Below are 25672 nucleotides of genomic sequence, written 5' to 3'. Positions count from 1 at the left end.
CCGGCCGTTCACGCGGCTGATCCGAGCACCGGTCCGATCCGGGGGGCGGGAAACAGGAGCGCTGACCGGGGAAATTTTGGTGCGCCGGGCCTGGTAAACACTGACCTGTGGGTATCCAGGAGCGCGAACGTAAGATGTATCGGCCGCTGCGGCGGGCCGGCCTTGAGGTGATCCCGAACGCCGTGCCGGACGGCACGATGCCGTTCGTCTTCGGATATGGTCCCGAGGACATCGTCGGTGGCTTCTCTCACGGGTACGAGACCCCACGGCTTGTCGAGCGTCTCAACGAGGACTGGTACGACCTGGCTGTTTCCTCGGGTCTTTTCGACCAGCGGCGCGAGTTCCTCGTCCTGCTTCCCGGGCGCACCCGTACACACGGCGCCTTCTTGCAGGACTTGTACTGGGGCCGCCGCGCCGCACCGGCGGTCTGGACCAAGGTCCGGCTCCTGGAGCGCTGGGACCTCATGGGCCGGGGTGCGGCATCGGCGTTCCTCGGCATTCGCGCGGGCCACCCGGGGTTCGGCATGATGGCGCTCGACAGCAGCGTGTACATCAGTTGCTCGACGAGTGAGACGGGCGTCGACGTAGTCGCGGTGGGCCACCCGGACCGCTCGGAGAACATCCTGCGCCAGTTGGAATGGTTCGCGTCGTGGAGGGGCAGTTCCGACCGCGAGTTGCAAAAGCGGATCGCCGTCTGGCTCGCGGGCCGCGCACCAGGTGCTGTCAGCCGTTCCGAACGATGACCAGGCGGCCCCGGTGGCCGAGGCCGGCAAGGTTGTCGCTATCCAGCTGATCATGTGACTACTCCATTGGCGAGTCGTTCACGCGGTCACTGTCCAACACCGCCTTCACCATCCCCGACCTCTCCCCCAACGGCGTCGCCCGCTTCAGGTGGCGGACCTGCGGGGTGACGTGTTCGCCGTCGCCGTTTCGGTAGCGCAGGCGCAGGCCCTCGCGGCTCGCGTGGCCAGTTCGACGTCGGACAGAGTCTTCCAGGGCCGGCGAGGCTTGATTGGTTCGGTCTTGAACAGGCCGGTTGCCCCCGCGATCGCGCTGCCACAGACTCATCTCCACTGCGGACAGAACCAGTTCGGTGTTTTGGTGGTTGCCGCGGACCAGCCGACGATGCGGCGCGAGAAGGTGTCGACGACGAAGGCGACATAGAGGGTGCCGGCCCCGGCCGCGACGTGCGTGAAGTCCGGCGACCCAAGTGCGGTTCGGGGCGTTCGCGACGAAGTCACGCTCGATCAGGTCCGGAGCCCGTTCGGCCGCTCGGTCCTGAACGGTGGTGACCACCCTCCGTGGAACCGGAACGGGGGGCAGAAGGTGGCGTCCTGCCGCCCCACGCCGTCGTCCGATCCCTGTTTTCCGTTATGCGCGACTCGCGGGTGCAATGCGTACGCCCCCCCCCCCCCCCGCACGCCCCCCTCCCTAGGACAGACGGGGGCAACACTGCTCCTCTTGGCTCTCCCTCTTGACACCCGCTCTTACCTCACCCTAGCTTTTCGCCAAATTACGAACAGCGTCCGCCATTTCGAACAAAGTGCTTGCTCGCCGGACCTTCTGGCTCGCCCCCGCTCCTGCTCAGCAGCGCCAAACAAGGATGTCCCTGTCATGAGCATTGCTCCCGCATCTGCCGGTGTGGAACAGGCCGTCCGCCGACTCCAGTGGTCACGCGCCTGACACTCCGCTCTCACCCCGTTCCGGCACCCGCAGAAAGACAGGAAGCGCACATGCCAAGGGTTCTCACCCGGGTCGCGGCGATACTGGTCGCCGTCGGCCTCTTCTTCACCTCCCAGTCCCTGATCACACCTGAGCGGGCAGCCGCCGCCGACCCCGGCTACCTGATGGTGCACTTCACCGGTGAGGGGGCGACCAACCAGCAGATGTACCTCTCGCACAGCACGGACGGCCTGCACTGGAACGACCTCAACGGCGGCGGCATGGTCCTGCGCTCCACGGTCGGCACGAAGGGGGTGCGTGACCCCGCATTCGTGAGATCCCCCGACGGCAGCAAGTACTGGATCATCGCCACCGACCTGTGCATCAGCTGCGGGCAGACGTGGAGCCAGTCCATCAACGACGGCAGCCGCAACCTGGTGGTGTGGGAGTCGACGGACCTGGTCACCTGGTCGCAGCCGTGGCTGCTCAACGTCGCCGGCGCGATCCCCGACGGGCGCAACGCCTGGGCGCCCGAGGCGATCTGGGACCCCGAGACCAACGACTACGTCCTGTACTGGGCGACGAACGTGCCCCTCAACGGCGCAACGAAGCACCGCATCTTCTACGCCCGCACCAGCGACTTCCGCACCATCACCACCCCGCAGCTCTACATCGACCGTCCCGGCAGCCAGGAAATCATCGACACCCAGATCATCGAGATGCCCTCCGGAGTGGGTGACTACCGTTACGTGCGGGCCTCCGGCGACGGGCAGATCACCCTTGAGGGCAGCAACTCGATCCTGGGGACGTGGACGAACCTGGGCAACCTCTCCGGCATCGGTCTGACCGGGTCGATGGTCGAGGGCCCCATGTGGATGAAGTTCAACGGCACCAACAAGTGGGCGCTCTACCTCGACCAGTACGCCACCAGCGGCGGTTACATGCCGGTCGTGACGACCGACCCGTCCAATCCCGCGACCTACCAGAAGCAGGCGTCGGGAAGCTACAACATGGGCGGCACGAAGAAGCGCCACGGCTGGATCATGAACCTGACGGCCGCCGAGGAGAGCCGTGTGCTCGCACGCTGGCCCAACACCGCGGCCAACCGGCTCCAGTCGTACAACTTCCAGGACCGGTACGTACGGCACACCAACTTCGACGTGCGCATCGATCAGAACATCACCGACCCGGACGCGCAGTTCCGGCTGCGGCCCGGCCTGGCGGGCTCCGGGACCGTCTCCTTCGAGTCGGTGAACTACCCCGGGCACTTCCTGCGGCACTCCGACTACGACTTCCAGCTCGCCTACAACGACGGCACCACCCAGTTCGCCGCGGACGCGACCTTCCGCCAGGTCGCCGGCCTCGCCGACTCGAGCTGGTCGTCGTTCCAGTCCTACAACCACCCCGACCGGTACATCCGCCACTACGCCTACTACCTGAAGCTCGACCCGATCACCACCGCGACAGCGCGCAGCGACGCCACCTTCCGCGTGACGAACTGACCTGAGACCGGCATGCCGGCGCCTCCAGGGGAGAGCGCCGGCATCCCCTTCCTCTTGGTCGCACTACGTGCTCGACGGTGCCCGGCATCGCCGGCCGGGCAACCGCATCGGCATCGATCGTCCAGTCCCGCGTGAGCAGGTCGGCCCGGTCCTGGTCCAAGGTGACGTCGACGTTGGTTCCCTCGGCCAGCGCCTCCTGAGGGTCGACGCCCGGCTCGGTGACCGTGATGGCGCCGGCGGTCGTCTCCACCTCGTAGTCGATCGTGGCGCCGTGGAAGGTGGAGCGCAGCACCGCGCCGATGCCGGTGCCGCCGTCGGTGACGGCCTACAGGCTGATCGTTTCCGGCCGCACCATCAAATACGCGGGGCAGACCCCGGAGCATGCCGAGCAGCCCCAGGTACGCCACGGGGAAGAGCGACAGCACGAACACCAGCCCGTCGAGGCCGTGGATGTCGTACTCCACACCGAACACACCGTGGCTGACACCGCGCCGATTCCTTCCCCCGGGGGACCGTCGGAGGAGCCGACCCGTACGACGACCGGCCAGTACCGACGCGCCCGCGCCGAGTTGCCCGGGCTGTCAGCTCGCTTTGCCGGATCTATTGACTTGCTCTCCCGTCCGTCATTACCGTCTGGCAGAATTTCGAACTACGTTCGATATTTCGAACGGCGAATATCTCGCATGAGTGCCCAATGGAGGACACCTCTATGCGTCATCGACCCAGACCCAGCACCCGCCTGGTGGCCGCCCTGTGCGGCTCGACGCTGTCCATGGCCCTGTTGACCGGGGGCCCCGGGGCGACCCCCGCCGAGGCGGCCGACGACCCCAACGCGGTCGCGCTCGACAAGGACGCGATCCTCGCCGCCAACCAGCTCGACGAGCCGCAGTGGTACAAGGACAACATCCCATTCCTCGACACCCCCGACAACGACATCGACGATGTCTACTACTACCGGTGGAGCACCTACAAGCGTGCGCTCCGCTACACCGTGCCGGGTACGGGTTATGTGTCGACCGAGTACGACGTGCCGATCGGCTACGCCGGGAACCCGTACACCGCGCTCCCGGACGCGGCCGGCTACCACCTGCTGGACGGGCGCTGGTTGCGCAACCGGGACTACGCCGGCGACTACCTGGACTTCTGGCTGCGCGGGGCGGGCAACTCGGGCGCCCGCAACTTCAGTGAATGGATCACGAGCGCCGCGTACCAGCGTTATCTCGTCACCGGTGACGCCGCTCAGATCAAGTCCGCGCTCCCCCACCTCATCGCGCTGTACAAGCGGTGGGACTCGAACCTCACCAGCGACATCACAGTGAACGGCACGCAGTCCACCAGCGACCTGTACCACCAGACCCCGCTGTCCGACGCCACGGAGTACACCGAGACGTCGATGCACAGCAGCGACTGGTTCGGCGGCGGTCGCGGCTACCGGCCCACGATCAACGCGTACATGTTCAGCGCCGCCCAGGCCATCAGCAAGATCGCCACGCTGAACGGCGACACGGCGACCGCGAACGATTACGACGCCAAGGCCGCGCAGCTCAAGTCGGCCGTGCAGAACTCGCTGTGGGACCCGCAGCGCAACTTCTTCATGCAGGTCTACAACACGGACACCACCAACGGCGCCCTGAAGCAGACCAGGACGACCTGGCGGGAGCTGATGGGCTACGCCCCGTGGGCGTTCAACCTGCCCGACGCACAGTACTCGTCGGCGTGGAAGTACCTGACCGACTCCAAGCGGTTCAAGGCGCCGTTCGGACCCACGACGCTGGAGCGGGTGCACGACTTCGAGGCGGAGCAGGCCACCCGCAACCACGCCAACCTGTTCAGCTCGTCGACCGCCTCCAACGGGCAGTACGTCGGGCAGATCGACTTCGACGACAGCTACGTCACCTTCACCGTGGACGCGCCCGGCGCCGGGACGTACCCGGTGACCGTGCACTACGCCAACGGCACCAGCGGCACATCGACGCACAAGCTCATCGTGAACGACGACACCGCCCACCCGATCACGGTCAGCTACGCGCCCACCGGGGCCTGGCAGAAGTTCTCGGAGTCGCAGGCCGTCACCGTGCAGGTCCCCCTGAAGGCCGGCGCCAACACGCTGAAGTTCGCCAAGGGCAGCGGCTTCGCCGAACTCGACCGGATCACGGCGAATCCGTACTTCGACTACCAGGCGATCCCCGCCACGCAGCAGCGTGACGACGCCAACTGCTGCCACTGGAACGGCCCGAGCTGGCCGTACCAGACGAGCCAGGTCCTGACCGGCATGGCGAACCTGCTCCAGGACTACCCGGCGCAGAGCTACGTCACCAAGGCGGACTACCAGACGATGCTGGCGCAGTTCGCCGACCTCCAGCACAAGGACGGCAAGCCCTACATCGCCGAGGCCGCCGACGGCGACACCGGCGCATGGATCTACGACGGCTTCAACTTCAGCGAGAACTACAACCACTCCAGCTTCAACGACCTGGTGCTCACCGGTCTGCTGGGCATCAAGCCGCAGGCGAACAACACGCTGGTGCTGAAGCCGTTGGTCCCCTCAGGCTGGGACTGGTTCGCGGTGGAGTCCCTGCCCTACCACGGACACACCTACTCGATCCGCTGGGACCGTGACGGCACGCACTACGGCAAGGGGAGCGGCCTGCAGATCTTCCAGGACGGCCAGCGCATCCAGCAGTCGTCGACGCTCGCCAACACCACCGTGAACGTGGCCGCCCCCGTCACCCCGGCACCGGCCACCCGGCTGACGAACGTGGCGGCCAACCCGCTGACCGCCGAGCAGGACTGGCTCGGCCGGACCATCACCCAGCCCTACCCGAAGGCCTTCGCCTCCTACACCAACACCGTCTCCAACGGTCCGCACTGCCACAGCGGGCAGACCTGCAAGCCCACCACCTTCGACGCCCCGCTGCGGGCCACCGACGGCTGGATCCGCTACGACAAGATCCCCGACGACCGGTGGACCAACTCCGACTCGTCGAACGCCACCGACCACCTCGGCGTCGACTTCGGCGCCCCTCGGAAGATCAACGAGGTGAAGTTCTACACCTACGACGACGGCGCGAACATCCGCGTCCCGGCGAGCTACACCGTCCAGTACCTCAGCAACGGCTCGTGGGTGAACGTCCCGAACCAGACCAAGAGCCCTGCCACCCCGGTCGCCGACAACGCCAACGAGGTGACCTTCCCGACGATCACGACCTCCCAGTTTCGGGTCGTCTTCACCCCCCAGGCCGGCAAGTTCGTCGGCGTCACCGAGTTGGAGTCCTGGTACCCGGAGACACCGGCCGTGAAGATCGTCAACAAGAACAGCAACCTGGAGCTCGGCATCTCCGGCTCCTCGATCGCCGCAGGAGGCGCCGCCCAGCAGCAGACGGCCGACGCCACGGCCAACCACCAGTGGAAGATCATTCCCGCCGAGAACGGCTACTACAAGATATTCAACGCCAACAGCGGGCAGGTGCTCGGCGTCAAGGACGCCTCCAAGACGGCCGGCGCCACCGCACTGCAGTGGGGTGACACGCTCACCGCCGACCACCTCTGGTCCGTGGTGGACGCGGGCGGCGGCTACTGCAAGATCATCAACAAGAACAGCGGCATGGCCCTGGGCATCCAGGACATGTCCACCGCAACGGGGGCACAGGCCGTGCAGTGGGACGACAACGGCACCGCCGACCACCTGTGGCGCATCGCCGCAGCCGACGGATCCACACCGTTCAACTCCTGACCGGCCGTCCGCCGCGGTACGGCCGTCGGCCGGGGTCCGGAAGTCCGGGTCCCGGCCGGCGCTGTCGGCATTGGGGCACATCCGGTTACTTCGGGTCGGGAGCCGAGTCGGCTCTCGTCCTCGCGTCCCGAGCGCGCAGGCAGCAGACGGCCTCAGGGATGCACGGAGTCGATCCCGCCGGCTCGGGGCCACCGGGTGCCGGGACAGAGGCCGACAGCACCTTGATCACCTGCCCGGTCACAGGTCAGAGCCGCCGACACGCCCCCGCACGGCGCGGGACCCACGGTTCGACGGCGCGGAACTCCTCGCCGAGGTCGACTCCGCAGCCATGGCCCGCGTGGACCAGGCGGGCAGAGCCCGTCAGGGCCAGGCGTATGGCCCGGGTTCCCGCCACACCGCCACCCGTCAGCCCGGGCTCTGTTCGGGGCGGTCCTTGGCGCCGTCCGCGACATTTCCCTCGACGGCCGCCTTCTGGAGCACCACTTCCACGACCGCAAGACCGGCAAGACCGGCAAGACCACCGTCAAGAAACGGTCCACGCCGTCACCAGCCTGACCGCCGAACACGCAGGCGCGGCCCAGCTCGCCGAGCTCGTCCGCGATCATTGGAAGATCGAGGCCCTGCATCATGTCCGCGACACCACCTTCGCCGAGGACGCCTCCCAGCTGCGGACCGGCAACGCGCCCGCGTGAGGGCCACCTGGCGCGACCTCGCCGTCGGAGCCCTCCGCACGGCCGGAGTGAACAACATCGCGGCTGGCCTTCGCCACAACGCCCGCGACCCCCGCCGCCCCTTCGCGCTCCTCAGCCTCGGATGATCACGAACCGGACGCCATGCGACTACGCCGAAGGCCTGGCCGGGCACTCAACCTGCCCAGACTCCGGACTTCCGCACCAACACTCGCCACAAAGGGTCCGTCAGCAAGCCGACGGACCCTCATGCAAGATCGAGGCTAGACCTTTCAAGAGCCCACTCCCCGAAGCTGCAAATCATGCACCTTGGTTTGTACTCAGAGTTTTGAGAATCTTGTCCAATTCATTCGGCATCACGGCAATGAGGACACCACCCTCGGGAGATATACACTCAACGACTCTAGACCCGCCGTTGATCCTCAATGCTTCACGCAACGAAGGCGAACGCAGACCAACCTGCCGCAGCCCCGCCGGAAGTGATACGGCCGCACCACCCCTAGTCCTGGGCTCCCAAAGCATCGTGGTCGGGCCAACCAGCATCCGTCCCCGTAGCCACCGCCCTCCAGTTGAGGGAAGGTTGAGCATGCAAGGAACTTTGATCACATCGCCCTGAGCCGCACTGTCTGACCGTTGCTTCACTTTCCGTCGCATCAACCAGCCCGTCACACCGGCTACGACTAACATGCCCACCAGTTCGATCACTGGGCTATTCAAGCAGCCCTCAACTCCTATGCCCATCGCTCAACGGCCAACCCACAAGAGGTGACCTTCAGGCCGCTCGGCACCGCGGAGGCGCGGCCCCCGACGATCACCGAATGGGCGATCTTGGGCAGGCCACCGCCGGCGGCGTTCGTTGCCACCGCGATCAGGTATCGGCACCCGGGTATGAGGCCGCCGATGTGCGCCGATGTGCCCCGGATTTCCACACTCTCGATGAACGTGCCGGGGCGGGAGTCGGCGAGGATCGCGCAGTGGGCGGTGGCGAAGGCGGTGAAGGCGTCCCAGCCCCAGGACTGCCGGCCACCGACCTGGTGGACGGCGGCGTTCGGGGACCCGAGGAGGGCGGCGCTACTTCACCGCTCCGGTGCGGAACGGGTGACCGCCGTCGTCGATCCGTAGCGTGCCCGAGCGGGGGCCCTGGGTCCATCTCAGTTCCAGGTACCAGCGCACCTCGCTCTTCGACGTGTGCGCGGTGACGTCCAGGACCAGGGGGGTCCCGGCGGACGCCTCGTACGGGAAGCCGCGCCTCGGGCTCACGGCCCGGGGCTCGGGGGCGTCCAGGTCCACGGCGAACGGGTGCTGTGCGTCTGTGTCTTGGCAGTGCGCGTACGTGACTTCGGCGGGCGGGGCTTCGGTGGACAGTACCCGGACGTCCATGGCGGTCATGGTCACGGGGCCCTCTGCCGTGCTTCGCACCTTCAGGCGGAACGTTGTGGGACGGCTCCGAGTGCCGTCCGTCCGGGGGCAGTCGTCGTCGGTCGGGGCGACGGCCGCCGAGAGGGGGACGTTCCCTCCGGCCGCCCCGGCCTCCTCGGTCGACGGGTCGGGCACCGTGATGGCCGGGACCGTCAGGTCCGGTACCGACTCGGCGCGGAACCGGTCGATGGCCAGCGCTCCGGAGGTGCTGAGGGCGACCACGGCGGCCCCCAGCAGGACGTACCGCGAGACGAGTTGGCGGGCTCGCGGCGTCGGCTCCGCGACAGTCGGCGGACTCTGGACGACCGGTACCGGCGCGGGCACCGGCGCCGCCGTACCCTCAGACGGGCTCGCCCCCCTCCCGCGCCGCGCCTCGTCCGCCACCGCCCATCGCCGGTGCAGCTCCAGCAGCTCCTCGGGGTCCGCCCGGCAGATCCGGCCGAAGCGTTCGACCGGGGCGAACTCGGCCGGCACCGAGTCACCGGTGCAATAGCGGTGCAACGTCGAGGTACTCAGGTGCAGCCGGCCCGCGAGAGCGCCGTAGCTGAGGCCCGCGCGCTCCTTCAGCGAGCGCATCATCTCGCCCAGCTTGGCCGCCGTATCGGCGTCCCTCACCATCCCCACCCCACCCACACGTCCCACCCCGTGTCCCCTGCGGCCGCATTCCGCCTGGTCAGGGGATGCGGGACGTCCCAGCGTTCCGGGACGGCCGTCCGGGCTGGCCCGGGACGGACGTCCCGGGCAGGCTGCGTTCACCAACCGGCGAGCCCGACAAGGGGATCATCACACATCTCGCCGGACGACTCGCGCGCGCACGCGCGGCCTTCCAGTCGACCGACCGATACGCCCCAGGATGGAAATGATCACCGCCCTACGCCAGACCCGCTCGTCCCGAAGATTGCTGATGCGCCGGCCGGCGATGGTGGCGAGAAGCGCCGTGCTCGGTGTGCTCCTCGTCCTGCTGCTGTCCGTCTCCGGCGTCTTCCTCTGCGCCACGCCCGCCCGGGCGAACGACTACTACAGCAGCATCACCGAAGCCTCCGCGGCCAACGTCGACTGGATGTCACGCGTCCCGGACGGGACCAACCTCGCCTGGCTCTCGGTGCCCGGCACCCATGACAGCCTCGCGCTCTGCGGGGACACACCGGACCCGGACACGGGCCAGTGCTCGGGCATCGTCACCAGCATCACCCAGACGCAGGAGAACCACGGCTTCAGCGCGAAGACCCTGACCACCCAGTTCGACGCCGGCATCCGGGCGCTCGACATCCGGGTCCGGGTCGACAAGGGGGACGAGGGGCTGAAGTTCACCGTCCACCACGGCGCCACCTATCAGTACGCCAACTTCACCGACGTACTGAAGGCCACCTACGACTTCCTGAGCGACCACCCCGGAGAAACCGTCCTGATGAACCTGAAGGCGGAGTGCACCGGCTCCACCTTCTCCTGCAAGGACGCCGACGGGTTCGGGACCGACGAGTGGCGCAAGAAGATCTTCGACTCCTACCTGGACGGCCGCTCGTACACCGGGGACGGTGACGAGAGCACCCCGTCGACCGCCTGGCGCAACCTGTTCTGGGGCCCCTCGGTCACCGGCAAGAGCCAGTCGAGCCGCGTCCCGACGCTCGGCGAGGTACGCGGCAAGGTCGTGCTCCTCGGCTACCGGAACACCGGCGGCGGCATCTTCGGCGGCTACGGGCTCGGGCAGCCCTATCCGTCCGGCGGCTCCAACGAGGAGTACGTGCAGGACGACTTCGAGCTGTCCACCATCAGCGACATCGACGACAAGTGGGAGAAGGTCCGCGCGCACCTGCGCCGGACCAACGGCACCTGGGACGGCAGCCGCCCCGGTGAGAAGGACCACGAGTACGAGCAGGACGCGCTGTATCTGAACTACACCAGCGGCTCCGGGACCGGCGTCCACCCCTACACGGTGGCGGGCGGCACCCCGACGGCGACCGGTGTGAACAACTTCCTCATCCAGTGTCTGCGCGCCGAGAAGGACCGGTGCCCGGAGTTCTACGCCGGACGCGACGACCGGTTCGGCGGGCGGTCCGGCCTGGACCGTATGGGCGTCATGATGATGGACTTCCCCGGCGGCAAGCTCATCGACGAGATCATCGCCCGCAACTCCGTGACGCACACCGACATCCGCGACGTCATGGTGGTCGGCGATTCCATCAGCCACGGGTACGAGGGCGACCACACCTGGCGCTACCGGCTGTGGGACTGGGCCAGGAGCAAGAAGTGGCCGGTCACCTTCGTCGGACCGTACCGGGGCACCGTGCAGCAGGCCGACGCACAGCCGCCGCGGCCGCCGGTGCTCGGCGAGAGCGGCGACGGCGAGCCCACGGAGCCAGGCACGGGCGACCCGCGCGTCCAGGGCGAGTACGCCGGGGACGTGAACGCCGGGTTCTCCGCCGGCGGCTCGGCTCACTACGCCCTCTGGGGCCGTTCACTGACCCGGACCGTGCCGACCATCAAGCCGGTGATGCAGGAACTGAAGGCCAAGGGCCGCACGCCCGACCTGCTCCTGGTCGAGCTGGGCTTCAACGACATCGGCTGGTACGGGGCGGGCGCCGATCTGGTCGCCACCATGAAGAAGTTCGTGGACAACGCGCGGGCGGTCAACCCGGACGTGCGGATCGTCCTGGCCAACGTCCCCCAACGCACCACCCTGGGCGACGCGAACCCCGACCTCCCCCAGCGCATCAGCGACTACAACGCGGCCCTCGCCAAGGCGGCCCCCGGCTGGAGCACCAGCGCCTCGCCGGTGGAGCTGGCCGACCTGAACAAGGCGATGGGCTGCGACCCGAAGGCGACGACCTGCGCCACCACCTACGACGGGCTGCACCCCAACGCCCTCGGCGAGTACCGCATCGCCCAGGCGTTCGGCACCTTGCTGCACAAGGAGTTCGGCATCGGCGCCGCCGCGCCCGACGTACCGGACAGCACACCCGGCCGGTCGCTCGCCACGCCGTCCGGCATGAAGTTCGACGGCACCCAGCAGGGCGTCACCGCCACCTGGAACAAGGTCTTCGGCGCGCACACCTACGACGTTCAATGGCGTGACGTCACCACCGACTCGAACGCGGACTGGCAGGACGTGGTGCCCGGCGTGAGCGCCCCACGCTACGACATGTCCTGGCAGTTCACCGACCAGCCCTACGACGGCCACACCTACGAGGTACGGGTCCGCGCAGTCGCCGGTGACGGCGCGGCCAACCGCTCCTCCTGGTCCCCGGCCGTCCGGGGCAAGGCGGCGCCGACGACGGCGGGGCGGCCGCCGGGGCTCACCGCAACGGCCGGCGCGGGCTCGATCGACGTGCGCTGGTCGGCGCCGACCGACTCGCACAGCGGCTCGATCGTCCGGTACGCGGTGTGGGTGTACGACAAGAGCACCCCGATGAACCACTCCCGGATCATCGGCTACCCAGCCTCCGCCCGCTCCGCCAGGATCACGGGAGTCACGGCGGGTCACGAGTACGTGATCCTGGTCTGCGCCTGGAACGCGTCGGGCGAGGGGAAGCCGAGCATGAGCGACACGGTGGTCCCGGGCTAACGACCGGGTGCGCTGTCCGTGCCGAGCGCTCCGTTCGGAGATACGTTCCCGGTGGGGCGCTCGGCCACCAGCACCGAGGAGAGCACAGCGTGGAGGTCACCGCGTTCTTCACGGCGTCCGACGCCTCCAAGGACGGCGGGCTGTACCGCAAGGCGATCGTCGCCCAGCTCGCCGAAGTCGCGAGCCGCATCAAGGGTGGCGTACCGCCCTCGCTCAAGGCCCGCGTGTTCGCAGCGACCCCCGACCGCGCCGCGCCGCCCGGGTGGGTCAGCCACGACTGCGGCCGGTAACCACCGCCCAGCGGTACTGGTCCTACGGCATCTACGCCGCATCCGAGGCCGGACAGCCGGACCGCGGAGTAGAAAGACCACGCCGGCGTCCCCCGGCACACGCCTGCGCACGGCGCCATCCTCCTCGAAGTCGACCACCTGCCCCTCGACGACCACCCCACAACGGCCTCAACCACCTACGGGCCCCATACGCCCGACTCCACCACCACCCCGGCGACGCATGCCGAGCACCCCACGCCGCTGACGGCTCTCTGTCGCCCCAGCGCCCGTTCCGCCGATCCGGCCCCCGGCTGATGCGCCACATGCTCGACACCTATGCCTGGGCAAACGCACAAGTCCTGGGCCGACGACCTCGACCGCGTCGTGGTCGCCCTGTCCAGGCAGAACCTCGGCCTCACAAAAGCCGGGCTGCTGACGAGATCCACCCGGTGCCGCGCGTCGTGCGAGGCGGTGCCTCGGCACCTGTCAGAGCACCTCAGTGCGAGGAACGGCAGACGTTGCGGTGGGCGATATCGAGGACGAAGCGTTCGGGGTGGTGCAGCTGCTTCGTCGTGTAGAAGGGCTTGCTGTGGAACGCGGCCCCGAAGGTGACGACACCCTCGAAGTCGCCGGTCAGCGCGAAACCCTTGAGCTTCGGCAGATTCGGCCTGACCAGGCGCGGGCCCTTGTAGACGTTCTTGCCCGCGTCGTTGTGGGCGGCGGCCGGGGAAAGCTTGATCTCCAGGAAGTGCCTCCCGGCCAGCGGGACCCTCTTCCCCGAGCCGTCGTAGCGGAGTTCCTTGACACGCTGGACAGTGGTCGGCGGCAGTTTGCCCTTGACGTCGATGATGACCCGGTCGAAGGTGCAATGAGCGGCGATCCTGGCGTTGACCACGAGACTCGTGGACGGTACCGGGGATGCGGCGGCGGCAGAGGCCGACGCCGCGGAGCCGGCCAGGAGGAGTGCGCTCGCGGAGACGGCGATGAAGCGATGGCGGGTGTGCATGACGCCCCCTTGTGAGACGTCGGGGACCAGTAGTCCCGGTATGAGACGTATGTCACGATCATACGGCTGCGCGAGGCACCGCGCGCCGACGCGGGCAGAAGTTCCCCGATCCCGCCCGAACCGGTCGGCGGCCGACTGGAGGCGTCGGCCGCGGTGCGGCGTCATCAGGCCTGCCGACTGACCACTTCGCCTGGGCGGGGCGGACCGCGTCGGGACCGGCGGGAAACCCAGCCGGCCGGTCCTGTCGCGCACGGCCCGCCACACCGCCCGGACACACCGCGAAGAGTGCGTGGCCCCCTGCGTCAGGCGGCCAGGCCCAGGAAGCGGGTCGGGTTCTGATCCCACGGGACCATGCATGGTGTGTCCCCAGGCATTCCCACCCCTCCAAGCGGAGAACCCCCTGGCCGGGCCCTGCCATCCCGTGCACGACAGGACCCGCCGCGCCTCCCGGCTCCCCACGGGAGGCCACACAGCTGCCCAAAAGCCCAAGACTCCGCAGCGCCGCCCGCCCGTACTGCCAGCTACAACCCGATCACGCCTTCACCTGCGAATCACAGCCACGACAGCGCCCCCACGCCTACGAAACCACGGGAAAACCCGCCACATCGCGCGCAGATCAGCAGCTGGGCCAAGGTCCCGGAACGTTCCATCTGCCCGGCCCCCTCTGAAGAACGGGGACGTGGGTATTACCCAGCACTCGTCAGCGGTTGTGCTCGCCGAGCGTCTCCCGCAGCCAGTCCAGTGATCCGGTCTCCAGAACGGCCTCGGCGAGGGCCTGCCCCGACTCCGTGACGATCCGAGCGCGGCTGTTGTCGATCCACCGCTGGGCATGGGCGTAGCCCTGGTCGCGATACTCGATGCCCTGGATCATGCACTCCAGTTTGTCGGCGTCGCGTGCGCAGACGGCTTCCGGTGACTCTTTCGCTTCGTACTCGGCGACCAGTTCCATGACGACGCGTGCCAGGCCTTCGGGCATGCCTGCCACCTGGTCGGCGGTGATGTCGCGTGGGTCGGGCTCAGCGGGAGCGTATTTCTTGCCGAGGTGGTTGACGTCGCCGGTGCGGGATTCCTGGGAGTCGTGCCAGACGGCGAGGAAGGCTGCTCGGGCGGGGTCGGCGCCTTCGAGTTTCGCGATGATCGAGGCGATCAGGGATGTGCGCCACGAGTGTTCGGCCACCGATTCGGGGTCCTTGACGCCGGCCATCCACCATCCGCTGCGCTTCGTGTGCTTCAGCGTGCCTGCCTCGTACAGGAAGCGCGCCACCGTGGAGAGGTCGTCGGACACCGTCGTGCTCCTTTTCACGCCTCAGCGAGGCGGATCGCGTAGCGGATGTTCTCCGCCTCTCGGCGGCCGCGCACCGAGAGGTCTCCGCTATCCAACATGATCGGCAGCCGGTCGCGAAGAGCACGGGAGGCGGCCCCTGACTGCAGCAGGTGGGGGCGGGTCTGCAACAGCGCCCAGACGCTGTGCACGTTCAAGTCCACGTACCCGTGATCGGGCGTGATCCCATCAGCGAGGTGGGAAAGGAGTCTATTTCCCGGCCAGGGTCCTGCCGACCGCTGGGCCATGAAGTCGTCGGACAGCTCAAGCGTCGTCATCTCTGCGATCCAGTAGGTCCAATAGGCGAGGTTGGCGGCCTCGCCTGCGTCGTCCTGAAGTGCGGTGTCGATGAAGTGGGCCATGCGATCTCGGTCGCCGCGGCGGGCGGCGACGGCGGCGACGGACCGTTGCGTCAGCCATGCGGTGAGCCAGTCGGCCGGCCGCTCTGTGCGCTGTTGGCGGGTGAGCCAGTCGGCTGTATCCCCGTCCCGGTCGTAACCCGACAGGTATAGGGCTTGGCGGCGCAGGAGGAACTTTCCCTCTCCGCGGGCTTGTTCAGCCGTGTCTCGCATGCGTTGGAAGAAGGTGCGGCGCTCCGTGGCGGTGAGTTGCGGTCCTGACGGGGCGGGTCCTCGTCGAGGGCGGGGCGGGCGTGGAAGAGCACGAATCGGGCGGGGCGGGACTCCGTTTCGACAAGAGCAAGCGGGACGTCGTCGCCCACGCCCTGGGCAGCCAGGACCTTCTCCTCGTCGAGGGGCCACCCGGCACCGGCAAGACCACCGAGATCGTCGAGATCGTCGAGCAGACCCTCAAGCGCAACCCTCACGCCCGGATCCTCATCGTCTCCCAGACTCATATCGCCATCGACAACGCGCTCAAGCGCATCGAGGACGCCGGCATCACCGGCCTTGTCCGCCTGGGCCACGTCGGCGATCCGCGGGTGGCCGAGAGCGCCCAACCGCTGCTGCTGGACAAGCAGATCAAAAAGTGGACCCAGGGCGTTCGTGCGCGGGCGGAGAAGCACCTGGACGCGGTGGCGGCCGGCAGCCAGATGGAGGCCCGCCATCTCAAGGCGGCCCTGGTGCTGGAGGAACTCGCCTCCGTGGCCGCCAGTACGGCGCACGTGGCGGCCAAGCTGGAGGAACTGTCGAACCGGCCGGCCCCGGACCGCACCAGCTCCGCCCGGGATCTCGCCGAGGAGGTCGTCACCACCCGCGGCCGCCACGAACAGCTCCTCCAGCAGCGCTCGGAGCTGTTTGCCCAGGTCCAGTCCATGCTCAGCGGCGAACTCACCCTTCGCGAGGACCTCAGCGCTGCAGATGCCCGCGACGCGGTCGAGGCCCTCCTCGGCCCGTCCGGGCCGTGCCGGGAGCTGATGGATCTGCTGCGCCTGCAGGGTGAGTGGCTGCAGCATATCGGCACTGACCAGAACCTCATCAGCGCGTTCCTGCGGACCCGGCAGGTCATCGGCGGTACCGCTCTGGGCTTCCTCGGCCACCGCGCTGTGAGGGACCTGGACTTCGACCTGTGCATCTTCGACGAGGCGTCGAAGGCCACCGCGACCGAGGCTCTGGTGCCGCTGGCCAGGGCCAAGCGGTGGGTCCTGGTCGGCGACACCAACCAGTTGCCGCCCATCGACGAGGATCTGCTGCGCGACGAGAAAATCATGGCCGACCACCAGCTCGTCCCCGAGCTGGTGATGACCACGCTCTTCCAGTACCTCGCCAACTGCACGGACTCGCCCGTCAAGCACCTGCTGCGCGAGCAGTACCGGATGACGCCGACAATCGGCAACATGATCAGCACTTGCTTCTACAACGGGAAGCTGATCTCGCCCAACGACCACACGCTGCCCGAATACGACACGATCAACAAGCCGGTGCTCTGGCTGGACACCAGTGCCCTGCCCGGCCGGCGTGAATCCGACCGAACCACCGCCGAGACCAGCATCTCCAACCCCCTGGAAGCGAAGCTGGCGATGAGCCGCCTGGAGGTCATCGACCAGGCGATCGACAAAAAGGTGATCAAGGTGCCGGAAGGCAAGCGCTTCGACGTCCTGGTCATCGCCCCGTACGGCCGTCAGGTCCAAGAGCTCACGCGCCGCCTGGCCTCCCTGAAGCTCAAGCACATCATCCCGGAAGTCCTGTCGGTCGACGCCGTCCAGGGCCGCGAATGCGACCTCGCCGTCTTCTCCGTGACCCGCAGCAACATGCACGGGCACTTCGGGTTCCTCGGCCAGCCCTACTGGCGGCGCATCAACGTCGCCCTCAGCCGGGCGCGCTTCGGCCTGATCATCGTCGGCGACGCCGGCTTCTGCCGCAGCAAGCCCGGGGCCCTACGCGACGTCCTCGACTACATCGGCGGCCACCCGGAGGAGTGCGAGATCCGCAATGCCTAACTTCAGCACCGACAGCCTCCTGGCCGTCCGCTTCCACAACGCCCGCCCCGGGCTCGAACTGGTCACCACATCGACGCCGCGCTGCCCGTCGCCCTCATCACGGCCGAGGTCCTCGCCCAGGAGACCAAGGACCTGCCGCTGATGGAGGAGTTCGTCCTGCGGCTGATCGACCAGGGCGTGATCAGCCAGCGCGGCATCTCCGGCATGCTCGGCCTCCCCGAGCGCATGGTGGACCAGACCGTCGCCGACCTGTTCCACTCGGACAGTCTCAAGTGGGCGCCTCCAGCACAGGCAGCAGATTCCGGCAGCCGAGCGCTGCGACTCACCGACCGAAGTGCTGTGGAAGGTGGCCCCCTACGACCGGCGAACCACCCTGCGGCGCGGCCAAGCCGAGGAAGACGGGCTGATCATGCTGCCTGCCGCACGGTCCGGACCGGTTGACGACAGCGACATCACCGCGGCCGACATCACCGCCCTGCTCCGCGAGAACGGCACCACCGACCGCGAGGTACTCCAGGTCAAGTCCATCACCCAGGCTCCGTCACGCCGTGTGCTCCCGGTCAAGATCCTCGTGTACGCCGACGACGAGCGCAGCGAGATCCAGCTCGGAGTCGTCGTCGACGGGGAACTCAGCCACGCGCACGAACTCGCCCTGATCGGTCAGGGCGGTGCAAAGGCCCTCGGCATCACAGTCGCCCCGCCGCCAGAGCGGCCCGTCCTGGAGTCCGACCTGGAGAGGGCCAGGGTCCCCCTGCAGGAAGTAACCCAGCACCGCGCCGAGCAGGCTGCCTTCCAGCTCGGCGCCCAAAGCCCTACCCCGGCCCCGCCAGCGGCACCGCAGCCGCAGCCGCAGCCGCAGCCGCAAGCGGACGAGATCCGCGCCATCGGCGTCTTCGAACACCCGGAAATCCTCGACGAAGCCCTCACTCACGCCCGGCGCCGCCTGCTGATCATCTCACCGTGGATCAAGAACGCGATCATCACCACCACGTTCCTCAGCAAGCTGGAAACCCGCCTTGCGCGCGGCGTGAAGGTCGACATCGCCTACGGCTACGAGGACAACGACACCAAGACCGACGCGGCGGCCGTCCGCAAGCTCAACAACCTCGCAGCACGCCATACGGACAAGTTCACCTTCACCCGCCTCAAGAGCACCCACGCCAAGGTCCTCGTCTACGACGACGTCTGGGTCACGACGTCCTTCAACTGGCTCTCCTTCAAGGGCGATCCCGATCGCACCTACCGCATGGAAGAAGGAAGCCTCGTCCGCAACCGCCACATCACCGACGCCCAGTACACCCGCTACCTCGCGCTCGTCGACGAGCAACGCCGATAGCCGCGCTGCTGGCCGTGTCGTCCGTTCCACGGAACTGCAGTCGGCACGGGCATCCCACGGCGCAGGGACCCGTGGGTGAAGTTCGGCCACCGGCTGACGGCACGGGTGGGTCAGTGTCGGAATGCCGCTGCCTTGGGCCCGGGCTTGATCACCAAGGCGTTCAGCGGGCGAGTCCGCGTGGGCTGCACTACCTCCAGCCAGCCCTCTGCGCGGGTGACGCAGTACGGGATGCTCCGGTAGCCCTGCCACTTCCAGTTGATCCACCAGCGGGGTTCACTCCGGTGTCCCACGAGGCGCCGCGGTGTGGGCAGCCGCTGGCCTGCCAGCTCGACGTCGTCGAGGTTGACCGCGAGTTCCCTCATCAGGACCAGGCCCGCCAGGGCCGCGCGGCGCAACGGGCTGTCCTCGTTCCACCGGCGGAAGGCCCTGCGCATGTCCGGGGTCGTCAGCAGGTCGGTGTCGTCGGGCGCGTCGGAGAGCGTGACGCGGGAGATGGTGATGGCCTCTTGCTGCTGCCACCCAATCAGTTCTGCCCGGACCGGGCGGGGGATGTGCCGGTCGAGGCCTTCGAAGGCCTCGATCATGTCGTGGCGCTCGGCCCGGCCGGCTTCGGGGTCCTCGGCGATCGCGTGGAGCACGCCGAGTGCATTGGCGAGCGTGTCACCTCGTTGCCACAGTGGGAGCATGACGGTGCCTTCGGCCTCCAGCTGCTCGCGCGCGGCGTCCTCGAACTGGAACTGCAGCCCGCGGGACGACCCGGCGAGCGCGCGGCGCAGCGGCGCGTACGGGTTGCCGCCGGAGAAGATGGCCTGGACAACGGCCTGGTTCATCCGTTCGTCGCGCTCGAACCGGACGGCGACGTCGACGTCGTGGGGCTCGGTGGCGCCGCGGGCGAAGCTGCCGAACAGCCACACCTGCCGGACCAGGTGGAGGGGCCATTCCTGGGGGCAGTCGAGCCGGTGGAGCATCGCTTCGACCAGTTCGACAGCTCGCGTGCGCTTCATGTGGCTCCCTCGATCCCGCTGGCCACCAGGGTAGTGGCCGGACCATGGGGTTGAGTCCCGCCCTCCGATGGCCATCCCGCGGAGGGCGAGGAGTAGCCCTGGCGAGGCGCGCGGTCGAGGGCCGTGATGTCGTTGCGGGACGGGCGCCGGCCGATGATCAGGCCGGACCGGCGGATTGTGCCCCCGGACGCAGCGCACGGGGGACGCGGTGCCCAGGGGGACTGCTGCTCAACGTACCGCGCCGACCGGCGCCTTATCGCACATATCGGAGAATCGGATCGCGGGTCGGGGCAGGGCGGACCCGGTCTGCGCGCAGAGCGGGACGCTGCAAAGGCCAGGATGCCTGGTCAGCTGACCGTCGTGTGCAGCGGGCGCGGCTCCTGGCCAAGACCGTCGGTCAGCGGAACGTGTTCGGCCTACAGAATCCGCAGGCGCTTGGGTGGATGGGTGCGCACGCTTCGGGCCAGCACCCAGATCCGGGGCAGGAGAGCGCGGGCGCGCTCTCGCTCGAGGTCCTCGCGCCACATGTCGGCCACCGCGGTCCGGCCGCAGGTGCGGACGGCCGCGAAGTCGCAGGCGAGTTCGCCCTGGTGACTCGCGTGAAGGTGTCCTCTGCACTTCGCGTGAGAGTATCTGGCTGAAATGCGGCCTGACCTTCAGCTATGCCTCATTGATTCCTCAAGGGGGCTGGACGCTCTCACGCGAAGACCCAGACCAGTTTCACGCAGGTCACCAGCAGGATCGGTTCCGCTCAGCGCTCTGGCTCTTCCTCTTCGCGCTCGCGGGCGCGAAGCAGGTCGGCCCGTTGGCGCCATCGGTCAGCCTCCTCGATGTCGCCGAGCTTCTCGAGAACGTAGGCCAGTTGGTGAGCGGCTGCCGAAGAACCTGCTTCCGCGTTCTGCCTCCATTGCTGCGCTGCTTCCTCCAGGCGCCCTTGCCTCAGGAGGAAATCGGCCAGGTAGTCGCGGGCGTGGAAGCCGATGTAGTCGGGCCGTCGGGAAACCTCGCGGTACCAGTGCTCGGCTTCGGATGTGCGTCCTTCCTCGTCGAGCAGGTGGGCCAGTGCCGAGGGCGCGTGCGGGTCGCCGGTTTCCATGGCCTTGCGAATCCAGGACTCGTGCTCTTCGGGGTCCGCCCACGAGCGCATGCTTCGGATCGCCGGCACCCAGCCCTTCTCCGCAGCGCGCCTGCACCAGGACGCCGCAACTAGGTCGTGAGCCTTGCCGTACGGGGTCTCCCTCGATGCTCGGCCGTGGTGAAGTTTCGACAGGGTATACATCGCCTCGGCGTCTCCTGCCTCAGCGGCGGCAAGCAACCACTTCTCGGCTTGGCCCGGCTTGCGTGATTCAAAAAGGTACATACCGAACTGCCTCATCGCGGGGACGTCGCCGGCCTCTGCAGCCGACTCGGTCTCCGGGTCCAACGGCTCCGGAGGTTGCCATATGGCCATCTGCTCCCCCTCTTTGTTCTCGTTGCCCGGGAGACCCCGGACGCCGGTAGTGGACGGATACAAGCGAATTCCTCAGACCCTTTCACACGAGTCACCACCAGGCTCGGGGCTGGGCATCGGGCCGCGCGGCGGGGCGGCGGAACACAGGCCCCGCCCCGCGGGGATCAGGCGGCGGACGGCAGGACGGATCACCTCAAGGCGGTGTTGGTCACGGTGGTAGGTCTCGTTCCGGTACTCGTGCAACTTCTTCAGCACTGGCGCGATTCCGGCAGGAAGCCTCGTCCGCTCGACCAGAAAGTCGATCTTGTCTCCGAAGTTGTAGTTGATCTTCTGCCGCTTCTTCTTCGAAATCACCATCCCTTCGAGCTTCTTGATCTCCGCGCTGAGCTGGTCGTCGCTCGGCCCGGTGGCGAACCGGCGGTGCAGGGGGTTGTCGCTCTTGCGCATCGCTTCGAGCCGGCGGAGGTCTTCGAGCCGATCGAAGTCGTATTGCTCGCAGTCGAGTTCGGCTTCGACCATCCGGTGCATGATCAGTTCCACGGCGCTGTCGAGCAAGATGTGGGCTGACCTTGAATGCGTGATGTCGTCATGGTGGCTGGTGTCGGAGGCCGGTGCCGGTAAGGCAGCCGTCGAGGACGTCGTGGCGGTATTGGAGCTGGCGGAGGCCGCGTCGGACGGCGGTGATCAGGTCGTCGGGGTCGGCGAAGACACGGTTGGCTGTGGTGGTGCGTCGTAGGACGGACCAGATGCCTTCGACTGGGTTGAGGTCGGGTGCGTAGGGCGGCAGTTGGAAGACGGTGAGCCAGTCGCGGGCGGCGATGTAGCGGCGCATTCCGGCAGTCAGGTGGGTGTTGAGATTGTCCCAGACCAGCACGATCGGGCCGCCGAGCTGCTGGTGGGCGGTCTGGATCAGGTCGCGGTAGTCCTTCCAGGAGAAGCTTTTGCGCCCGTCGGGGCGGGCGTCCGGGCAGGGCCGGTAGATCAGCCGCGAGCGTTCGCCGACCTTGTAGCAGGCCAGGGCGGCCACCGATAAGCGGCGGCGGGAGCGGCCCCGCAGGCGGACCACGGGGGTGCGGCCGCGGCGGGACCAGGTGCGGGTGGTCGGCGGCGTCATCGAGAATCCGGCTTCGTCCTCGAAGACGAGCCAGGCGTCGAGCGCCGCCACGGTCCTTCCACCTGGGGCCAGGTCTCCTTCATCCAGCCGGCCACCGCCGCCTCGTCTCGCTCGATGGCACGGCGGGCGGGAACCTGGCAGGTCCAGCCATGCCGTCTGAGAAGCGCGGCGACGCCCTGGACTGTGTAGCTCTTGTGGAACCGTCGCCCGATCAGGGTCTTGATCCGCGACAGCGTCCAGGTCTGGTCCGGCCAGCCATGCGCGACCGGGCCCTTGAGCAGTTCCCGCTCGAGGGCGGCGAAGAGTTCATCGCTGAGCAGCGGCAGCGACGCCGGCCCCTTCGAGGCCAGGGCTTTCGGCCCGTACTGCGACCAAGCCTTGCGCCACCGCTGTACCGACCGGACGCTGACCCGCAGGTCGTGAGCAATGACCGCGTTCTCGTCACCCTTCTGGAACCGCTCGGCCGCCTCCAACCGCAACTTCTCGCGGAAGGCCCGCCGTTCGTCGGTCAGCCCGCCCCCTTGCGCATACCTCATGCACTTGGCGTACCGCAGGGATCATGGACCGTCAGCCCTACCGGCACCACGCTTTGAAGGTCAATAGTGAGTGAGTCGCAGGGCTGCCTCCGCGGCCGTCCTGCTGGATTCACAGCCTGCTACCTCAAGCAGAGTTGAGGTCCAGCACACGTGATCCAGATCACCACCCAACACAACATCGCCAGCACCGCTACGGCGACGACCCGGCAAACCACCTCACCGCAAGAGCCGCAGCCCTCCCGGCCGACACACCCGGCCCCAAGGCGCCCGCGCAGCCACACGACCAGCCTCCGGCCAGCACGGTCCGGCAGAACATCAACCCGCCCGCCAGTCCCGCCGTCGACGATCACAGCGGCGTAGCAGCGCCCGCGCACCAGGGGCGAAGTCACCGACGCCGAGCACACACGGGACACCCGACGGCACTGCCGGCGGCCGCCACGCCCCTCTCACTAGGTGTACGCCCACTGCTTGTAGTGGATCTTGGTGATGCGCTTGCCCTACTTCAGAGGTAATCGTCTCGGCGCGCCCGCGCCGGCAGGATTGGTGATCTCCCCGCGTTGCTGGACGCGGATCAGGACGGAGAGGTCAGCCATGTCCATAGCCACGCCTACGAACACGCGTACTGTGGTTGATGAGTTGCTGCGCAGAATCGGCGAGGGCGACCCCGAGCGCATCGCCGAGCTGTATGCCGAGCAGGGCGACTGGAAGCTCGACTGGCCGGAGGCCGAACACGGCCGTACCGCCACGCCGTGGATCCGTCACCGGTCCACCCGGGCCGACGCGGCCGCCCACTATCGCGAGCTCGCCGAATACCACCTGCCCGAGCACGCGGCCACTGAGGTCGAGCGCATCCTCATCGACGGAAGCGACGCGGTCGTGCTCGGCGAGATCCGTCAGACCGCCCGGCCCACCGGACGCGCATACCGCGCTCGGTTCGCGCTGCATCTCACCGTCGAAGACGGCCTCGTCACCCGACACCACGTCTACGAAGACAGCCTCGCTGTCGCCCAGGCATTCGAGGCGGAAAATCGATGAAGCGCCACCAGACCCATCGCGAAAATGCTGCTCACAGCCACTCGTTGATGGTCACGATGAGGCCGATCCCCTCGTAACGGACTGCGGAGCCTGTCGTACCTCGCGGCCACGGCTCGGCGCCTATCGAAGCGGTTAACGCCGCACGCGACCGCGTGCCGAGCCTTGTAGTCCTCCGGATCGACCTTCGGCGGCCGGGCCCCGCGAAAGCCGCGGTTCTTGCAGTTGCGGACTTCGCCGTCCTGGTCCGCGATGCTGCAGCGGATCCCCCGTCGCCGCAGGTAAGCACGGTCCCTCTGGCAGGCGTACGCCTGGTCCGCCCGCAGGCGCCTTCCCCACCCCGCTGAAGCGGGGCGTCCCCTCGCTAGATCACTGATGGAGAAAGTGCCTGGGCTTGCCTCCATTGCGGAGTGCACCGCGGCACACCTGCTGGCCGACAACGCCTCCGGGAAGCGCGACTGCATTCCCATGCCTCAACGTGCAGGACGAGTGTCCAGTCATCACCTTCGCCTGGGACGGTGGACGCTCCCGCAATGAAGGACGCGTCCCAGTAGTCCGTCGGGACGCCCAGCTCGTCCTGCTGCTCGATCAACGCGACCGCCCCTGTGCGTGTGCCCTGGGGCTCCGCCTCCATCACCTGCAGCACCTCCCTCGGGGTGACACCCCGCACCAGCGTCAGGGTGTACCCGGTCTCCAGTGCGTAGCGGAACAACGGCGAGGAACCTATCCAGGCATAGCCATGTGCGGTCACCGAACGCATACGGCACAGTCTGCCTGCTGCCACTGACAAGGCCGTGAAACGGGCTGCGCGCGTCGCAGCCTGCGCGCATTCCGCGTCGACTCAGGCATCGCCGTAGGCGTTGGAGCGGCCCGAGGGCTGTAGCTCGCCGGGCTGGTCGGGGTCGACGGCGGCGATCATCGCGTCGCGGCGGTGGCCCGGGATGAGGTTGGTTGCAGCAAGTACATCCCGGCCCACGCGGCCTTTCGCTCCTTCTCCGCCTGGATCCACCAGGGGCTGTTCCGTTCTGCGAGGCCGTGCTCCTCTAGGGTCTGTTGCGAAAGTGGATCTTGTTCGTAGATGATCACGTCCTGTGGGACGTGGGGATCTGACGAACGGCCAGTGGGCCCGGCTTGAGCCGCTGCTGCCGCAGGGCCTCAAGCCAGGCCGTCCGCAGGTGTGGACGCGGCGGCAGCTGATAGACGGCATACGGTGGCGGACCCGGACCGGTGCCCCCTGGCGTGACGTGCCGGAACGTTACGGGCCGTGGGACCGGGTCTACGACCTGTTCCGGCGCTGGCAGCGGGACGGCACCTGGGCGAGGATCCTCACCCAACTCCAGGCCGAGGCCGACGCGAAGGGCCTGATCACCTGGGACGTGAACGTCGACTCCACCGTCTGCCGGGCCCATCAGCACGCCGCCGGAGCGGCGAAAAGGTGCCCCTATGGTCTTCGTCAAGCCGCGGCGGTAGTTGGGAGCTGGTAGAAGGTGCCGTCGCGGAGCATGGCGAATAGGACGTCGATCCGGCGTCGGGCGAGGCAGACGATCGCCGCGACGTGGTGCTTTCCTTCCCGGCGTTTCTTGTCGTAGTAGGCGCGTGATTCTGGCTGCGACAGCGAGGCGAACGCCGCGAGGTAGAA

The 25672-nt window shown here is 68.0% G+C and carries 20 protein-coding genes and 2 pseudogenes; 9 read left to right on the top strand and 13 right to left on the bottom strand.

The genetic code is table 11. From position 1 onward, the window contains the following. Positions 1–107: 107 nt before the first annotated feature. Entirely contained in the window at positions 108–743 is a 636-nt protein-coding gene (locus ACZ7DE_RS38485; protein WP_470769045.1) for a hypothetical protein, read from the top strand. A gap of 990 nt (positions 744–1733) precedes the next feature. Next, positions 1734–3164: a glycoside hydrolase family 43 protein gene (locus ACZ7DE_RS38480; RefSeq protein ID WP_470769044.1), complete on the top strand. Its 1431-nt coding sequence runs from the start codon at positions 1734–1736 to the stop codon at positions 3162–3164. Here the strand turns inward: ACZ7DE_RS38480 and ACZ7DE_RS38475 are convergent. After that, positions 3115–3456 carry a hypothetical protein gene (locus ACZ7DE_RS38475; protein WP_470769043.1) on the bottom strand — a complete coding sequence of 114 codons (342 nt, stop codon included), beginning with the start codon at positions 3454–3456 and terminating at the stop codon, positions 3115–3117. The two genes, ACZ7DE_RS38480 and ACZ7DE_RS38475, sit on opposite strands and share 50 nt — an antisense overlap. 417 nt (positions 3457–3873) lie before the next feature. On the opposite strand from ACZ7DE_RS38475, the gene ACZ7DE_RS38470 reads away from it, so the two are divergent. Then, positions 3874–6897, top strand: a complete 3024-nt coding sequence (locus ACZ7DE_RS38470; protein WP_470769042.1) for an MGH1-like glycoside hydrolase domain-containing protein — start codon at positions 3874–3876, stop codon at positions 6895–6897. Positions 6898–8657: 1760 nt separating this feature from the next. On the opposite strand, the gene ACZ7DE_RS38465 is transcribed toward ACZ7DE_RS38470, so the two are convergent. After that, entirely contained in the window at positions 8658–9620 is a 963-nt protein-coding gene (locus ACZ7DE_RS38465) for a helix-turn-helix domain-containing protein (protein WP_470769041.1), read from the bottom strand. A 304-nt stretch (positions 9621–9924) separates the two neighbouring features. On the opposite strand from ACZ7DE_RS38465, the gene ACZ7DE_RS38460 reads away from it, so the two are divergent. Both ACZ7DE_RS38460 and ACZ7DE_RS38455 read left to right on the top strand, forming a co-directional pair. Continuing rightward, on the top strand, positions 9925–12567 hold the full coding sequence (locus ACZ7DE_RS38460; protein WP_470769040.1) for a phosphatidylinositol-specific phospholipase C domain-containing protein: 2643 nt from the start codon (positions 9925–9927) through the stop codon (positions 12565–12567). 89 nt (positions 12568–12656) lie between these two features. After that, a complete protein-coding gene (locus ACZ7DE_RS38455) occupies positions 12657–12857 on the top strand; it encodes a hypothetical protein (protein ID WP_470769039.1) in 201 nt (66 codons plus the stop codon). Positions 12858–13332: 475 nt separating this feature from the next. On the opposite strand, the gene ACZ7DE_RS38450 is transcribed toward ACZ7DE_RS38455, so the two are convergent. From ACZ7DE_RS38450 to ACZ7DE_RS38440, 3 genes are all read right to left on the bottom strand, one after another. Continuing rightward, positions 13333–13842, bottom strand: coding sequence for an AMIN-like domain-containing (lipo)protein (locus ACZ7DE_RS38450; protein ID WP_470769038.1), 510 nt, complete (start codon positions 13840–13842; stop codon positions 13333–13335). A gap of 700 nt (positions 13843–14542) precedes the next feature. Next, positions 14543–15127 (bottom strand): HD domain-containing protein, encoded by a 585-nt coding sequence (locus ACZ7DE_RS38445; protein WP_470769037.1) that lies wholly within the window; start codon positions 15125–15127, stop codon positions 14543–14545. Between the two features lie 14 nt (positions 15128–15141). Next, positions 15142–15735 carry a transcriptional regulator gene (locus tag ACZ7DE_RS38440; RefSeq protein ID WP_470769036.1) on the bottom strand — a complete coding sequence of 198 codons (594 nt, stop codon included), beginning with the start codon at positions 15733–15735 and terminating at the stop codon, positions 15142–15144. A gap of 80 nt (positions 15736–15815) precedes the next feature. Here ACZ7DE_RS38440 and ACZ7DE_RS38435 point away from each other — a divergent pair, with 80 nt between their 5' ends. Continuing rightward, a complete protein-coding gene (locus tag ACZ7DE_RS38435) occupies positions 15816–17561 on the top strand; it encodes an AAA domain-containing protein (protein WP_470769035.1) in 1746 nt (581 codons plus the stop codon). On the opposite strand, the gene ACZ7DE_RS38430 is transcribed toward ACZ7DE_RS38435, so the two are convergent. After that, positions 17499–17819 carry a hypothetical protein gene (locus ACZ7DE_RS38430; protein WP_470769034.1) on the bottom strand — a complete coding sequence of 107 codons (321 nt, stop codon included), beginning with the start codon at positions 17817–17819 and terminating at the stop codon, positions 17499–17501. The two genes, ACZ7DE_RS38435 and ACZ7DE_RS38430, sit on opposite strands and share 63 nt — an antisense overlap. 151 nt (positions 17820–17970) lie before the next feature. Here ACZ7DE_RS38430 and ACZ7DE_RS38425 point away from each other — a divergent pair, with 151 nt between their 5' ends. Next, positions 17971–18897 carry a phospholipase D-like domain-containing protein gene (locus tag ACZ7DE_RS38425; RefSeq protein ID WP_470769033.1) on the top strand — a complete coding sequence of 309 codons (927 nt, stop codon included), beginning with the start codon at positions 17971–17973 and terminating at the stop codon, positions 18895–18897. Positions 18898–19007: 110 nt separating this feature from the next. Here ACZ7DE_RS38425 and ACZ7DE_RS38420 read toward each other — a convergent pair whose 3' ends face one another. The 4 genes from ACZ7DE_RS38420 to ACZ7DE_RS38405 form a co-directional block, all read right to left on the bottom strand. After that, entirely contained in the window at positions 19008–19901 is an 894-nt protein-coding gene (locus ACZ7DE_RS38420) for a nucleotidyltransferase family protein (protein ID WP_470769032.1), read from the bottom strand. Positions 19902–20652: 751 nt separating this feature from the next. Further along, a complete protein-coding gene (locus ACZ7DE_RS38415; protein ID WP_470769031.1) occupies positions 20653–21351 on the bottom strand; it encodes an SEL1-like repeat protein in 699 nt (232 codons plus the stop codon). Positions 21352–21423: 72 nt separating this feature from the next. Beyond that, positions 21424–21906: a hypothetical protein gene (locus ACZ7DE_RS38410; RefSeq protein ID WP_470769030.1), complete on the bottom strand. Its 483-nt coding sequence runs from the start codon at positions 21904–21906 to the stop codon at positions 21424–21426. Between the two features lie 31 nt (positions 21907–21937). Then, positions 21938–23001, bottom strand: a protein-coding gene (locus ACZ7DE_RS38405; RefSeq protein ID WP_470769029.1) for an IS630 family transposase whose coding sequence is annotated in 2 segments (ribosomal slippage) — positions 21938–22555 and positions 22558–23001 — 1062 coding nt in all. Because the reading frame shifts where the segments join, the coding sequence is not laid out codon by codon here. A 591-nt stretch (positions 23002–23592) separates the two neighbouring features. On the opposite strand from ACZ7DE_RS38405, the gene ACZ7DE_RS38400 reads away from it, so the two are divergent. Then, positions 23593–24036 (top strand): nuclear transport factor 2 family protein, encoded by a 444-nt coding sequence (locus tag ACZ7DE_RS38400; protein ID WP_470769028.1) that lies wholly within the window; start codon positions 23593–23595, stop codon positions 24034–24036. A gap of 361 nt (positions 24037–24397) precedes the next feature. Here the strand turns inward: ACZ7DE_RS38400 and ACZ7DE_RS38395 are convergent, their stop codons facing one another. Further along, complete coding sequence (locus ACZ7DE_RS38395) at positions 24398–24793, bottom strand: DUF6461 domain-containing protein (protein WP_470769027.1); 396 nt, start codon at positions 24791–24793, stop codon at positions 24398–24400. An 81-nt stretch (positions 24794–24874) separates the two neighbouring features. Continuing rightward, complete coding sequence (locus ACZ7DE_RS38390; RefSeq protein WP_470769026.1) at positions 24875–25009, bottom strand: hypothetical protein; 135 nt, start codon at positions 25007–25009, stop codon at positions 24875–24877. Between the two features lie 115 nt (positions 25010–25124). Between ACZ7DE_RS38390 and ACZ7DE_RS38385 the strand changes: the two are divergent. Then, positions 25125–25469: pseudogene (locus ACZ7DE_RS38385) on the top strand (IS5 family transposase); the annotation flags it as partial. Positions 25470–25486: 17 nt separating this feature from the next. Here the strand turns inward: ACZ7DE_RS38385 and ACZ7DE_RS38380 are convergent. Next, positions 25487–25672 (bottom strand): annotated as a pseudogene (locus ACZ7DE_RS38380) (IS110 family transposase); the annotation flags it as partial.

The organism is Streptomyces sp. NPDC037083 (genome assembly GCF_055606485.1).
This window is presented reverse-complemented; position numbering and strand designations above follow the sequence as displayed.

Excerpts from the sequence above, each read along its gene's own strand:
- ACZ7DE_RS38415 (WP_470769031.1), bottom strand. The coding sequence starts at position 21,351 with ATGGCCATATGGCAACCTCCGGAGCCGTTGGACCCGGAGACCGAGTCG.
- ACZ7DE_RS38450 (WP_470769038.1), bottom strand. The coding sequence starts at position 13,842 with ATGCACACCCGCCATCGCTTCATCGCCGTCTCCGCGAGCGCACTCCTC.
- ACZ7DE_RS38480 (WP_470769044.1), top strand. The coding sequence starts at position 1,734 with ATGCCAAGGGTTCTCACCCGGGTCGCGGCGATACTGGTCGCCGTCGGC.
- ACZ7DE_RS38470 (WP_470769042.1), top strand. The coding sequence starts at position 3,874 with ATGCGTCATCGACCCAGACCCAGCACCCGCCTGGTGGCCGCCCTGTGC.
- ACZ7DE_RS38395 (WP_470769027.1), bottom strand. The coding sequence starts at position 24,793 with ATGCGTTCGGTGACCGCACATGGCTATGCCTGGATAGGTTCCTCGCCG.
- ACZ7DE_RS38440 (WP_470769036.1), bottom strand. The coding sequence starts at position 15,735 with ATGCGAGACACGGCTGAACAAGCCCGCGGAGAGGGAAAGTTCCTCCTG.
- ACZ7DE_RS38400 (WP_470769028.1), top strand. The coding sequence starts at position 23,593 with ATGTCCATAGCCACGCCTACGAACACGCGTACTGTGGTTGATGAGTTG.
- ACZ7DE_RS38425 (WP_470769033.1), top strand. The coding sequence starts at position 17,971 with ATGCTGCCTGCCGCACGGTCCGGACCGGTTGACGACAGCGACATCACC.
- ACZ7DE_RS38460 (WP_470769040.1), top strand. The coding sequence starts at position 9,925 with ATGGTGGCGAGAAGCGCCGTGCTCGGTGTGCTCCTCGTCCTGCTGCTG.
- ACZ7DE_RS38420 (WP_470769032.1), bottom strand. The coding sequence starts at position 19,901 with ATGAAGCGCACGCGAGCTGTCGAACTGGTCGAAGCGATGCTCCACCGG.